This window comes from Lewinella sp. IMCC34191 (assembly GCF_003390935.1).
Taxonomy (GTDB): domain Bacteria; phylum Bacteroidota; class Bacteroidia; order Chitinophagales; family Saprospiraceae; genus Neolewinella.
In genome coordinates, this window is record NZ_QNQZ01000002.1 from 469,758 (window position 1) to 483,815 (window position 14,058).

A 14,058-nucleotide genomic window follows, 5' to 3' on the forward strand; every position below is an offset into this window, starting at 1 on the left:
GAGAGAAAAAGCATTCAACCTATTGTACCACTTCCGAAAAGTCGATCCTCATAATTCGACCCGCCCCCTCGGCAGATTGCTATGACTTATGCAAGGCGGAAGTATAGTTTATTTGATAATCTTCTTCATTCTTTACGCAAGCGTAGATCGTACGGCAAAGTTTGTTTCTCAGCGCATTGAGCACCTGTAGGTGGGTCTTGCCTTCTTGCCGTTTACGTTGATAGTATGCGCGGTGAATGGGAGAGTTTGTCATGGCGCTGAAGGCTGCCTGGTGGAAGGCGGTTTTCAGGCTTAGGTTGACTTTCTTCGAGGTACGGGCCTTGCGATGAATGGATGTTCCCGAGCGGTGCTCGTTCGGGCGTAGTCCGGCGTAGTTGGCACACGCCTTGGCCGTTGATATCTTCTGCAGAAAACCGGTTTCCAACAGCACCACCACGGTGTTTTTCGGCCCGAAGCCGAAGCAGGAGCGCACGCGTCGGTAAATGGGTTGAAGCTCCCCATCCGCTTCGATGAGTTGCTGGACTTTAGCTTCTACCAAGGCGATCACCTTATCGAGTTTGGCGATCGCCTGCTGGATGGCTCGGCTGACTGCTTTATCCAGCGGCTCCTTGTCCAGGGCAAGGCTGTTTTTCAGCGAAGTGGCCATGCTTTGCCGGTTTTTGATGAGGTTGCGCCGCCGCCGCTGTAGTCCCTCGATCTGCGCCAGCACCTTGCGGTCGGGCACCCACAGCTGCAGGCGATAGGCGCGCTCCAGCCCGTAAATACTGATGCTACGGGCGTCCCCGTCGTCCGTTTTGTCCAACTGCCGGCTGGCCGACTTGTTGATGCGCAGGGCATCTTCCAGGCACACGCTCAGTCCCGCCCGGTGGGCCAGTTTAACCAGTAGGTGAGAGTATAGGCCGGTGTGCTCGACCAGACAGAACACCTCCTTTGGGGCACAGCTCAGCAGCGTGGGGAGCTGTCCACACCACTGCTTGATGGCCTCGGGCTCATTGGGGATAAGGCCCTCGTGGATTAGTTCGGCCTGCTGGGTATGAATACAGTAGGTGAGGGTGTCCGGGGATACATCCCAGCCGACGAAGAATCGATAATTAGCCATAATTTAGTGGCGTTTGAAGCTACGGCGAACCGTGTACGCTGCCCACCCCTGTCCTTTAGCGGGTTTTACTCCCGGGATTGCTATACGGGTTGGGGCAGCGAACAGTCCTGAGGGGTCGGTATCTGCCCATGGGTTAGGAGCCCAAGACGAAGTAGTGACTTACCCCCAGGCTGGTTCGTCGTGGTGAATAAAGCGGGTGAAGTCCAGAAGATAGCCTAAGCCAGACAAGCGCTACGCTGAAAAGCCAAACCCAACAACTGCAGCGCGGGCGGCAAGCCTACAAACCGGACACAACGAAGTTAAAGGACGAGCTGCCGCTCGGCGGACCAGGAGGCGGGCCAACCGACACAACCACCCACCAACTTGATGGGTTGTTAAGGCTATGCCTTCAACCACGACCGCTACCCCCGAGACCCGGCGCCAAGACCCGCAAGAGATACCCCACACGGAACGCTTCATCACCGTGATCGGCGCCAAGGAGCACAACCTCAAGGACATCGACGTGGAACTACCGCGTAACGAGTTGGTGGTCATCACCGGTCTCAGCGGCAGCGGCAAATCCAGCCTCGCCTTCGATACGATCTACGCCGAGGGGCAGCGGCGGTACATGGAAACCTTCAGCAGCTACGCCCGCCAGTTCATGGGCAGCATGGAGCGGCCCGAGGTGGAGCAGATCACCGGGCTCAGCCCCGTCATCTCCATCGAGCAGAAGACCACCAACCGGAGCCCCCGCTCCACGGTGGGTACGGTGACCGAGATTTACGACTTTCTGCGCCTGCTTTACGCACGTGCCGGCACCGCCTACAGCTACGTGAGCGGCAAGCCGATGCTGCGGTATACCGAGGAGCAAATGCTCGACCAGATTGCGGCTGAATATGATGGGCGCAAGATCGTCGTACTCGCCCCGCTGGTCCGTGGCCGGAAGGGGCACTATCGTGAGCTCTTCGACCAGGTACGGAAGCAGGGCTACACCAAGGTCCGCGTGGACGGCGAAATTCAGGACCTGAAGGAAGGCATGCAGGTCAGCCGTTACAAAGTCCACGACATCGAGCTGGTGATCGACCGCATCAAGATGAACGGGGAGCGGCGCGACCGGCTCAGTCAGGCGGTGTCGACCTCTTTAAAGATGGGCGAAGGGCTCGTCTTCATTCAGGACGCCGAAACCGGTGAAGCCAGTCCGTACTCCAAGAACCTGATGGACGCCGAGAACGGCATCAGCTACGAGGAGCCCAGCCCGAACACTTTTAGCTTCAACTCGCCTTACGGCTACTGCCCCACCTGTAAGGGGCTGGGCCAGGTGAACAGCCCGGACATCACCAAGATCATCCCCGACCGCTCGCTCAGCATCAATAAGGGCGGCCTGGTACCGCTCGGTGACACCCGTGACAACACGACCTTCAAGCAGATCAAAGCCATCGCGAAGACGGAAAAATTCAAGCTGACCGACCCGATCGAGAAGATCTCCCCGGAGTCGTTGAACGTCATTCTCTACGGCCGAAAGGACGGCAAGAAGAAAAAGAAGAGCCGCTACGATAAGGTGGCCAACGATATGGTCTGGGACGTGGAGAAGCACGGCCTGGTCAATATGATCGTACGCTGGTACGAGGAAACCACCAGCGAGCGCATCCGTACCTGGGCGGAAGAATTCATGACGATCGACACCTGCCCCGAGTGCGAAGGCGCCCGCCTGCGCCGGGAAGCGCGGCACTACAAGATCAAGGACCAGACCATCAGCGACCTGGCGCGCATGGACCTCACCGAACTCGGTGACTGGATGCAGACGGCCGAGGAGGGAATGGACGAACGGACCACCCTCATCGCGACCGACATCCTCAAGGAGATCCGCTTCCGCCTGCAGTTCCTGCTGCACGTCGGACTGGGCTACCTGAGCCTGGACCGGCCGGGCCGAACCCTCTCCGGCGGCGAAGCACAACGGATCCGGTTAGCTACCCAGATCGGCAGTCAGCTCACGGGCATTACCTACATCCTGGATGAGCCAAGCATCGGCCTCCACCAGCGCGACAATCAGCGATTGATCCGCGCCCTCCGCGACCTGACCGACATCGGCAATACGGTGCTGGTCGTCGAGCACGATCGCGACATCATGATGGCCAGCGACTACCTGCTCGACCTCGGCCCCGGTGCCGGCGTAAAGGGCGGAGCCGTGGTGACCGCCGGCAAACCCGAGGAATTTCTGAAGCAGGAACACGCCGGTAGCATCACCAGCGACTACCTCTCCGGCCGGCGCAAGATCGAGCTGCCCGAGAAGCGGCGCAAAGGCAACGGTAAATATCTTACCCTCAAGGGAGCCAAGGGCAACAACCTGAAGGGCGTCGATATCAAGATTCCCTTGGGCACCCTTACCTGCGTGACGGGCGTATCCGGCAGCGGCAAATCGACGCTGATCAACGAAACCCTCTACCCGATCCTGCGGCAGCACTTCTACAACAGCGTCAAGAAGCCGCTGGAGCACGGTCGCGTCTATGGCCTGCAGCACATTGATAAGGTGATCGATATCGACCAGTCGCCCATCGGCCGGACGCCACGCTCCAACCCAGCCACCTATACTGGCGTATTTACCGACATTCGCCAGCTATTTACCAAGCTACCCGAAGCGATGATCCGCGGCTACAAACCCGGTCGTTTCAGCTTCAACGTTAAGGGGGGACGCTGCGAAGTCTGCAAGGGCAGCGGGATGCGCACCATCGAGATGAATTTCCTGCCCGACGTGGAGGTGGAATGCGAGAACTGCCAGGGCATGCGCTTTAACCGCGAGACGCTGGAAATCCTTTACAAAGGGAAATCCATTACCGACGTCCTCAACATGAGCGTATCCGAGGCAGCCGATTTCTTTCAGCCGATACCGAAGATATACCGACGGATGAAGACTTTGCGCGATGTCGGCCTGGGTTACATCACTCTCGGGCAGCGGGCTACTACCCTATCCGGCGGGGAGGCGCAACGGGTAAAACTGGCCGAGGAGCTATCCAAACGCGATACGGGACAGACCGTCTACATTCTGGACGAGCCCACTACGGGCCTGCACTTCGAGGACATTAAGTACCTGCTGAAGGTACTCCAGAAACTGGTGGATAAGGGCAACACCGTCATCGTGATCGAGCACACCATGGATGTTATAAAGGTGGCCGACTACCTCATCGACATGGGACCCGAGGGCGGCCGCGGCGGCGGCCAGCTCGTGGCCACCGGAACGCCCGAAGACGTGGCCGAAGTAGCCGAGAGCCATACGGGTCGCTTTCTCCGGGACGAGCTGGCTGTGACATAACAACACGCTGGTTTCTTTATATTCACCGGAAATAAGCATCCTATGACTCCCCAGATCCTGGTGCAATCGTATGCACTGGTGCTGGTTACCGATCGGGACACCCTCGCTATAAAGGCCGTCAGTGCACACTCCGACGATCAGTTCGGCCGGAGCGCGGAGGAGTTGCTCGGCTCGACCCTGCATGACTTCGTACCCGAAAAGGTCATCTCGGAGATACAGGACTCCCTTTCGGAGAATTTTCCCGCCATAGTCAAACTGATCGACCCGGAAGGATGGAAACCGGGAAATTATCAGCTGGTCGTCCGCACCGTCGGGGCGGAACTGGTAATAGAAATCGAGCCGCGCCGGACCTGGCCGCACGCGGGCGACTACGCCGCCCGGCTCAATGATTTCACCGCCGAGTTGGAAGCCCAGTCGGATTTAGATGACCTACTGGAGAGACTTTGTGAGGGGCTAATCTACCATTTCGACTTTGACCGGGCCATCGTCATTCAGTTTGACGATATCCAGAACGCGACGGTCACCCACCAGGCCCAGAAGCCCGGGCAGACCTCTCTTCTCAACGTACGGTACGTAGAGAAGGACATTCCCATGGTCGAGCGGAAAAGTCAGCTTACGGAAACCGTATACGTTTATACGGACAATGAGAAAGCCTTGGTGGAAATTCAGGGAGAAGTCAGCGATGAAGTGCGAACCGTGCTGGAAGCACACAGCGCCGCCCGCAGACCGAATCGCAATATTCTTCGCTTCCTGACCGATAGTGGCTACAGTACCCTCAGTTACATTAGTCTGGTCATTGATGGAAAGCTGTGGGGCTCCGTCTACCTGCACAATCGCAACTCCTTCTATGTGGACTATCAGATGCGCGCCTTTATGCGGGTCATCGGTCGCGTTGCCCAGCAGCGAGCGGCCTACCACCTTCATTATCGCAGACTGCGCATGCAGAAGACGGCGAACGAGGTGCGCGATCGCCTGTACGATCAGGTCGCCAAAGCGAATTCCCTGGCGGAAGGCCTGTTGGAGGGAGATATTACGGCGCTGGATCTGATCGAAGGGACACCCGGCGTAGCCCTCTGCTCCGATCAGGAATTAACCTGCTTCGGAACTACACCGGAAGTAAATGATATAAATGTCATCATAGACTGGCTTCAAAAAGAAATTGGCGATGATAAGATCTGGTCTACCGATCAGCTAAAAGAACACTTACCAGCCGCCCACGATCTTACCGATACGGCGGCGGGCATATTGTACCTTCCCCTCGATACCGCCGCAAACCAATGGGTTCTGTGGTTTCGTCCGGAAACGGTGGAAACCATCACTTACGGAAGCCAGGCCGACATCACCGGCGTGGAGGGCGAACGTTCTTACGAGATGACCTCGGAAACCTGCTATAACTGCTCCCTTCCGTGGACCCAAGACCAACTCGGCACCGCGCAAGGTTTACAATGGTTTGTCCAGCAGGTGGTCATGGAACGCTACGCCAGCGTACGCCACAGTAATAAATTACTACGCGAAGCCTACGAAGACCTGGAGATATTCAGCTACGCCGTAGGTCACGATCTGCGCGCGCCCCTGCGGGGAATCAGTAGCTATGCCGACATTCTACACGAGGAATATAACAACCAACTGGGCGATCCGGGGCGACAGTACCTGCACATCATCCGGCAAAATGCCAGTCGCATGCGGCTGTTTATGGATGACCTGCTATCCCTGAACCGAATCGATCGTCGACAGATGGTCGTCAATCAACTATCCATCCGTAACCTCGTAGACCGCGTGCTGCGCGATCTCGTTAATTTTGATGACCAGCAGATTGCCTGCGAGGTGCACCGGGAAATTCCCGACATCCACGGCGACCGGAATTATCTGCTGATCGTCTTTACCAACCTCATTTCCAACGCCCTCAAGTATAGTGCCGAAGCTCGCGAACCCCGGGTGGAAGTGGGCTTCACCGGAGAATACCGCGACGGCTGCCCCGTCTTTTACGTCGAGGATAACGGCATCGGCATCCCCGAGGACCAGCACGACCGCATTTTCGACCTTTTCGCTCGCTCGTCCAACAGTGGTGATTACGAAGGAACCGGTATTGGCCTGGCTCTAGTCCAGCGGATCATTCGTTTCCACGAGGGAAGAATCTGGCTGGAAAGCGAGGTAGACAGAGGGACTAAATTTATGTTCTACACGGGAGTCGGCTGCGAAGAACAAGCCGAATAGTGCGCTGGTCCTACCTTTTCCTTCTATCCGAAATTGAGTTGTTTTAGGTAGGCCGCGTCAACCTCCGCGGCTTCCAATGGCGTACCGGAGGGGTAGCGCTCCTGTTCCACGATGTAGTACTCCATCCCCTGCTCCTGGGCAACGGCCAGCACCTCGGCAAAATCGATGGACCCGGTCCCCAGATCCACCGAGGCTTCGCTTTCCTCCGGATCGGCGCCGGTCTCGCGGTCCTTGACGTGGCAAAGCATCCATTTCCCGGGGTATTTGTTCAGGTAATCGATGGGGTCAGCACCACCGGTGACCACCCAGTAGATGTCCATCTCGTAATCGACGGTATCGTCGGTGTTTTCCATCATGAAGTCCTGCGGAACGATCCCGTAGACATTCTCGAAGCTGTACCCGTGGTTGTGGTAGGCGAAGCGGATACCGTTTTCGGCGCAGATGCGGCCCCGGTCGTTGAACTTGTCCACCACGCCCTGCCAGGCCTCCTTACTATCCTGCGCCCCGATGTAGGGGCAAATGAGGTAGTCCATCCCGATCTCTGCGGCCTGCCGGGCCTTCTCCTCGAAGTTTTCGTCGATGTTGCAGTGGCTGGAAACCATGGTCAGGCCCAGGCTGTCGAGGTAATCCTTGAACTCCGTATGCTCCATGCCCCAGAACATGCCCTGGTCGCCCTCGTAGCCTTCGATCTGCGTGTACCCGTAATCGGCAAGTTTAGCCAGTGTGCCCTTCGGATCCTGGGGCAATACGTCGCGCAGGGTGTACAGCTGGATCCCGAAAGCCTCGAGGGTACCATTCCCGGCGGCCGGTGTCGTTTCTTCCGCTCCGTCGCTCGCGGAGGTAGCTTCCGCTGATTCGTTACCCGAGCCGCAGGCCCATGCGGGCAACAGCAGCGAGGCGGCGCCGTACTTGGCGGATTGGCGGAGAAACTTGCGGCGATCGGTCATCATGCGGAATACGTTGGTTTGCGGCATTAATGTAGCTAATTCTCCTTTTATCGCGACGGAGCGCAGGTATAGTGCCCCCTCTTGGATCCGAACCGTTCACGTTGCGACCAACAGCGTAGCATAGGCCCCCACCCCTCCGATAAAGGCCCAGAGGTTACTCCGTCGCTCCTCCGGCAGTTCTTCCTTCAGGACGTTCATGATCACGCCCCCGGCCAGAAAAGAGAAGATCATGCCGATAAAGACTTCCGGTATTCGCCCCAGCAGACCCAATACCCACCCGCCAATCAGCGCACCGACCACCAGCCAGCGCCCGCGGGTCTTGTATATCTCCCGGTAATGATCGTACAGCCCGTAGTCCGTGACCATAAAGTGGAAGGCCATCGCGACGACGAAATAGAGGAGTCCGAGATCGGTCTGATCTTCCCGCCACACCAGCAGGTAACCGATGATGCCGTTATAGAGCATGAAGGAGGCCATGTGGATCCAGAAGATCCGCACGTCGTGGTGCGTGTGGTCATTGTCGGGATCGCGCTTCGTATCCCGCGCCCGCTTGGCCGCCCGTTCGAGCGCGTAAAAGGTGACGAGTCCGAGCAAGGCGAAACTGTAAACGTGGTGCTCCAGGTAGGAGAACCATTCGATGCGCTCGGTTTCGGCAAGCACTTCTTGGTATTCGGCGAATTCCGGTAATACATGGAGGAAGATGTAGGTGACCGAAGTGCCGCCCGCCAGGGAAAGCCACCGACTGCGGGGTATGCGAGACAGGCGTAGATATCCTACGAAAAGGTGTACGCTCACTAAAAGTGAAATAGAAAGAACGGATAGCAACGGCATCAGCCGAAAGTAAGGCTCCGGATTGATTTTGAAGCTCCCCACCTACCTGGCCGGTTTCTACCTGCGCTCCGCCGCCCTCCTTTGCCGTCAGCTAGTATCTTAAGCCCGCTATGACGAATATACCCATTACCGTAGGGCTGATCGGATTCGGCCTTTCCGGTCGTTACCTGCAGGCTCCCTTCTATCGCGCGCACGCCGGCTTCCAGGTTGCGCGGGTAGTGACCAGCCGCCGCGACGAACTACAGGCCGAATTTCCTGACCTGGAACCGACCACAGATCTGGACACCGTGCTGGCCGACGACCGGATCGATCTGGTGAGCATTGCCACCCCAAACGCCACGCATTACGAGTTCGCCAAAGCCGCCCTGGAAGCCGGTAAGCACGTGCTGGTCGACAAACCCGCCTGCGCCACCGCCGCCCAGCTGCGGGAGCTGCGCGACCTGGCCGGTAAGCAAGGGCTGCAGCTGTTTGTATTCCAGAACCGGCGTTGGGACAGCGATTTCCTGACCGTACGTGACGTGGTCAAAGGCGGTGCACTGGGAGAATTGGTCAACTACGAAGCCCGCTACGACCGCTGGAAGCCCGAACCGAACGCCAAGCCCTGGAAGGAAAAGCCGGGTGCCGCCGCGGGCATGCTCTTCGATCTCGGAGCCCATATCATCGACCAGGCGATCGTACTGTTCGGGCGTCCGACAGCCATCAGCGGCGCGACCTTGACGCAGCGCGATAATTCTAACATCTCTGACGCATTTGACATCCAACTTACCTACGACGGGCCGATGCGCGTGCACCTGTCTTGTAGTCTGCTGGTACGGGAGCCTACTCCCCGCTATACCCTCCACGGCAAGCAGGGCAGTTTCGTGAAGTACGGCATCGACGTTCAGGAGGACCAGTTACGAGCCGGCATTTTACCGGATCACGAGCACTTCGGGGAAGAGCCGGCCGAGCAGCATGGATTACTCCACACTGAAACGAATGGCCTGACCGTGCGCGGACCGGTACAAACGCGCAGCGGACACTGGATGGGCCTATTCGATAATATGTATGAAGTGATCACCGGCGGGGCGGAACCCGCGGTACCGCTTGAAGACGTGATCCTCCAGTTGGAGATCATTGAAGCGATTCCGGTATTGCCGGTCGATTAGGCTGGCTGGCTCTGCTCTCCGAAGACCAGGACATCCTCGGCTTCCAAAGCGCCGTGGGGTTGGGGGGACCGGCGGGCCAGTCGATTGACCCGTGGCTGGACCAACCAGATACCCACGGGGAAAAGCCAGATTTGCAGACTCAGCTGAATGAGCTCGTGGGTAGTGGGTTCCCGCTCCTCCTCCGCCGTAATGATCAGATCGGCCACGTAGGCGGCACAGTAGAGGTGGGCGACCATCCATACCGACAGCAGTGGCAGCAGGGTCCAGAACAGCAGGGTGAAAGTGTTGGATGCGTCCAGAATAAGGAGGGTATCGCCACTATAGGCGAAACTGCTGACGCAGAGTACCGCCAACGTAATCAGTACCGCTCCGAAGCCGATGGTCGACCGGCGGAACTCCCGCGCTATACGCTGCTGCAGGCCATGACCTACTGACCAGGTCCAACCGTACATCACCGCGCCGATGGCGAGCGAACCCGCGAAGGAAAGGTAGTACGGCCAGGCGGGAAGGGCTTCCAGGCTGTCGAATTTGGCGACGTTGGATACGGATACGGCCGTACCCAGCAATTGCATCAGGAAGGGAATCCCGAAGGACAAAGTGAATAATTGCCAGTGGCGCGCGCGGAGGAACTTCTCGGTCATATGATCGATCTTGATTAGGGTAAACACGAATGGAATCGCTCCCCAATAGAGGGTTATTCCACACCAAAAAAAACGAATATCCCTGGACCAAAGTACCCCCCGCCCCACCACATGGCTCTACTTACCAGCACTTTTCGGACCTGAAGTCTTCGTCCGGTGTCGATCTATCTACCGCAAATCAAATCGATTAGCAAATACCTTTCCAGCCCAGTCACCCGGGGGCTTGGCGCGCGCATGCGGTCTATCCCCGCGTCACGAACTCATAATCCTTTTTGAAGTCGGTCGTATTGTAGGAAAGCGCCAGCTGCCGCAATTCGAAATGGTCGAAAAAGGTATTCCAACTGATCTCCCGTAGGTTGGCGTCGCTGCGATTTTCCGGCCAGATGATCGCCAGCGGGCGGCTATCGTTAGCGGTGGTAGCTTCTTCGATCACTCCGGGTACGCCGTTGTGTTTCTCGGCCCATTGCCGGATGGTAGTGTGTTCGGTGGTGGTGGCGTTGGTAGCCATAGGTCTGTCTTACTAGAATGTGATAAAAATGCAAAGGAGAGAAAACGGCTAGTCGCGGCTCACCAGTTTATTAAAGGTATTTCCGGCTTCCGTGCTGTGCAGGAGAGCCAACTTGCTGTCGTCAAACTGCTTGAACCACTCCTCCCAGCTGATCTCCTTCAGGCCCGTATTCTCGGATTTATTCTCGAAGTGGATCCGGATGATCTCTCCCTTTCCGCCACCGGCGGTATCCTCCACCATCGCGGGCGCCCCGTTGCGGTCTTCGGTCCAGGATTTAATCGTGCGGTGATCGGTGGTCTTTCTCGTGTCTGCCATGTCGCTATATCTTTTCTTTTGCAACGTGGCGGTGGGCTGTAAATGTTCGGGAGTGGTTGGTAGTACGGTATTACAGTAGTACGGTAAGTGGTGGACGGAAGAGGCTTCCCCGGTCCCAGAGAACATACCGGTCCGATACCTACCGTACTATTCCGTTCGCGAAGCGGACGACTACCAACTACCGTACCAATAACTTCTACCGATCGTACCCAAACCGCTTCAACCAGCTCTCATCATCCCGCCAGTCCTCCCGAATCTTGACGTGGGTTTCCAGAAACACCTTGCGACCTAAAAATTCTTCCATCCGCTTGCGGGCGTTGGTGCCGAGCTTTTTAATGCTGCTGCCGCCCTTGCCGATCAGAATGGGTTTCTGGGTTTTGCGGCTGACGTAGATCACGGCACTGATGCGGGCCAGTTCCGCCCCGTCTTTGGTTTCGGTTTCCTCGAAGGTTTCGATTTCGATTTCGACGCTGTAGGGGATTTCCTGGTGGTACTGCTCCAGGATCTGTTCGCGCAGGATTTCGGAGACGAAGAAGCGCTCGGAGCGGTCGGTGAGCTGGTCCTCGGGGTAGTAGACGGGACCTTCCGGCAGGGCTTCCTTGATAGCGGTAAGCAGGTCGTCGACGCCGAGGCCCGATTGGGCGGAGATACCGAATATCCGCTGCGGCTTGATCCACTTCTTGAATTGCCGCTCCAGCTGGCTGACGCGGTTCTCATCCACCAGGTCCAGTTTATTGAAGACCAGGAAGAGCGGGGTGTCCATACGGCGCAGCTTGCCCACGAGCAGGTCGTCCTCGCCGTATTCCTCCTGCGGGTCGACCAGGTAGATCATCACGTCGGCGTCCTCGAAGCTGGAGTTGACGTAGCTGTTCATCTTCTCCTGCATCTTGTAGCTGGCCTCCTCGATATAGCCGGGCGTGTCGCTGAAGACGATCTGAACGTCCTCCTCGGTCAGGATGCCGATGATCCGGTGGCGGGTCGTCTGCGGCTTAGCGGTGATGATGCTCATTCGCTCCCCCACGAGCGCGTTCATCAGCGTCGACTTTCCGGCGTTCGGCCGGCCGATGATGTTTACGAAGCCGCTTTTGTGCATAGGACGGGGGGTGATGGGGGGTACGGGGTACGGGGTGCGGGGTGATCCGGTAAAGGTACGTGGCCGGGCGCATTCTCTTTTTGCGGCGGAGCGCAGGATGGAGCGCTTCCCACGTAAACCCGTCCGACCGGTTTATCGAGGTACCCCGCACACATCACCGTCGACACGACATAAGGGTGCGTTATCCTCCCCCGCCGGCTTATTCCGGCCCGTAGGATTATGGAATGCCGAACTTTGCGACCTTTACCACCTTGATACGAGACAAGGCAACCCCTTACTGAACCAGACACCCAATTATGCGCGCAACCATCCTGACCATCGGCGACGAGATCCTCATCGGGCAGGTGACCGATACCAACGCCACCTATATGGCCGCAGCTCTGAGCGAGGAAGGCATCACGGTCGTAGAGCACATGAGCGTAGCCGATAGCCGGATGGGGATCATGGGTGGGCTCGACCGGGCCCTGGAACAATCCGACCTGGTACTCATGACCGGCGGCCTGGGCCCTACCAAGGACGACATCACCAAACTCGTACTCGCCGACTACTTTGGCGCGGAATTACGGCTGCACAACCCCACCTGGAAGCGCCTGCAGAAGATCTTTTCCCGCTACGGAAGGCAGGCGACGGACGCGCACAAGCAGCAATGCCGGCTACCGACCGGGGCCAAAATTCTGGACAACGAGCGGGGCACCGCCCCCGGCCTCTGGCTGGAGAAGGATGACCAGATCGTCGTCTCCATGCCCGGGGTGCCCTACGAGATGCAGTACCTTATGGACAATGAGGTCATGCGCCGCCTCAAACGCCGGCAGCTCGACGCCGAGGTGCTGCGGTCCATCACGATCCTGACCGCCGGCGAGGGGGAAAGCGCCATCGCCGAAAGACTGGAAACGCTGGAGGATAATCTGCCCGAGCACATGGGCCTGGCCTACCTGCCCAGCCTCGGAACGGTACGCCTGCGCATCAGTGCCCGCGGCGACGACGAGGATTCCCTCCGTAACGACCTGGAGGCCTACCGGAAGGAGTTTGAAAAAGTCCTCGGCCCGCTTATCTATGGCTACGGCAAGGACGACCTGGCTTCGCTGGTCGCCCGTACGCTGCAGGAGCGCAAGCAGACGCTGGCAACCGCCGAAAGCTGCACCGGTGGCTACCTGGGCAGCCTCATCACCGCACAGGCCGGTTCGAGCGCCCATTACGTCGGGGGCGTGGTTGCCTACTCTAACCCGTTAAAAACCTCCCTGCTGGGTGTTCCCGAGGAGACAATAGAACAGTTCGGGGCCGTGAGTGAAGAGACTGTAACCGCCATGGCGGAAGGAGCGAGCACCCGCATGAACGCCGACTACGCCCTCGCTACCTCCGGCATTGCCGGACCGACCGGGGGTACCGCACAGAAGCCCGTCGGTACGATCTGGATGGCCCTCGCCACGCCCGAGGGTACCGTAACCAAGTTGCTTCGCTCCGGAAAAGATCGCCTGCGTAATATCGAATACACCGCGCTCCACGCGCTGAACCTACTACGTCTGGAAATAGGAGCCACCCCCGGCTACCCGGTACAGGAATCCGTACCGCCGGCGGAAGTGGTCGAGAAGAAGCCCGCTAAAAAAGCGCGCTCCCCCCGTAAAGCAAAGACGACCAAGCCGAAAACGACCGCAGCGGCCGCCGAGGAAAGCCCGACGAAGGCCAAGGAGCCCACCCCGGTCGATGCGCCTACCGTGGCAACCGAACCGGCCGCTACGACCCCCAAACCCAAGCGGGCACCCCGCAAGAAGGCAAAACCCGCCGAAGCCAAGAGCGATACGAAAGCGGTAGTCAAGCCGAAGCGGACGCCCCGCAAGAAAAAAGACGAGGGAGAAGCGGAAGTGGCCAAGCCCCGGCGCACCGGCCGTAAAAAGGCAGCGTCCAAGTCAGAAGCACCGGAGGTAGACGAGCTGCCGGCCAAGCCTAAGCGCACCCCCCGACGCAAAAAGTAGCCGGTGTCC

At 58.2% G+C, this 14,058-nt stretch carries 11 protein-coding genes; 4 read left to right on the plus strand and 7 right to left on the minus strand.

What is annotated here, in order from left to right:
- Positions 1-79: 79 nt before the first annotated feature.
- A complete protein-coding gene (locus DRW39_RS06455; protein ID WP_116106197.1) occupies positions 80-1,099 on the minus strand; it encodes an IS110 family transposase in 1,020 nt (339 codons plus the stop codon).
- Positions 1,100-1,481: 382 nt separating this feature from the next.
- Here DRW39_RS06455 and uvrA point away from each other — a divergent pair, with 382 nt between their 5' ends.
- Both uvrA and DRW39_RS06465 read left to right on the plus strand, forming a co-directional pair.
- Positions 1,482-4,385, plus strand: a complete 2,904-nt coding sequence (gene uvrA, locus DRW39_RS06460) for an excinuclease ABC subunit UvrA (RefSeq protein WP_116106198.1) — start codon at positions 1,482-1,484, stop codon at positions 4,383-4,385.
- Positions 4,386-4,427: 42 nt separating this feature from the next.
- On the plus strand, positions 4,428-6,599 hold the full coding sequence (locus tag DRW39_RS06465; RefSeq protein ID WP_116106199.1) for a sensor histidine kinase: 2,172 nt from the start codon (positions 4,428-4,430) through the stop codon (positions 6,597-6,599).
- A 23-nt stretch (positions 6,600-6,622) separates the two neighbouring features.
- Here DRW39_RS06465 and DRW39_RS06470 read toward each other — a convergent pair whose 3' ends face one another.
- Both DRW39_RS06470 and DRW39_RS06475 read right to left on the minus strand, forming a co-directional pair.
- A complete protein-coding gene (locus tag DRW39_RS06470) occupies positions 6,623-7,573 on the minus strand; it encodes a sugar phosphate isomerase/epimerase family protein (protein WP_116106200.1) in 951 nt (316 codons plus the stop codon).
- Between the two features lie 69 nt (positions 7,574-7,642).
- On the minus strand, positions 7,643-8,341 hold the full coding sequence (locus tag DRW39_RS06475) for a hypothetical protein (protein ID WP_198664806.1): 699 nt from the start codon (positions 8,339-8,341) through the stop codon (positions 7,643-7,645).
- Positions 8,342-8,487: 146 nt separating this feature from the next.
- On the opposite strand from DRW39_RS06475, the gene DRW39_RS06480 reads away from it, so the two are divergent.
- Complete coding sequence (locus tag DRW39_RS06480; protein ID WP_116106202.1) at positions 8,488-9,522, plus strand: Gfo/Idh/MocA family oxidoreductase; 1,035 nt, start codon at positions 8,488-8,490, stop codon at positions 9,520-9,522.
- On the opposite strand, the gene DRW39_RS06485 is transcribed toward DRW39_RS06480, so the two are convergent.
- From DRW39_RS06485 to era, 4 genes are all read right to left on the minus strand, one after another.
- On the minus strand, positions 9,519-10,163 hold the full coding sequence (locus tag DRW39_RS06485) for a hypothetical protein (protein ID WP_157975972.1): 645 nt from the start codon (positions 10,161-10,163) through the stop codon (positions 9,519-9,521). The two genes, DRW39_RS06480 and DRW39_RS06485, sit on opposite strands and share 4 nt — an antisense overlap.
- Before the next feature lie 241 nt (positions 10,164-10,404).
- Complete coding sequence (locus DRW39_RS06490) at positions 10,405-10,671, minus strand: hypothetical protein (RefSeq protein WP_116106204.1); 267 nt, start codon at positions 10,669-10,671, stop codon at positions 10,405-10,407.
- Positions 10,672-10,719: 48 nt separating this feature from the next.
- A complete protein-coding gene (locus DRW39_RS06495) occupies positions 10,720-10,986 on the minus strand; it encodes a hypothetical protein (RefSeq protein WP_116106205.1) in 267 nt (88 codons plus the stop codon).
- Positions 10,987-11,182: 196 nt separating this feature from the next.
- Entirely contained in the window at positions 11,183-12,079 is an 897-nt protein-coding gene (gene era / locus DRW39_RS06500; protein ID WP_116106206.1) for a GTPase Era, read from the minus strand.
- A 296-nt stretch (positions 12,080-12,375) separates the two neighbouring features.
- Between era and DRW39_RS06505 the strand changes: the two genes are divergently transcribed.
- Entirely contained in the window at positions 12,376-14,049 is a 1,674-nt protein-coding gene (locus tag DRW39_RS06505) for a competence/damage-inducible protein A (RefSeq protein WP_232830079.1), read from the plus strand.
- Positions 14,050-14,058: the final 9 nt, after the last annotated feature.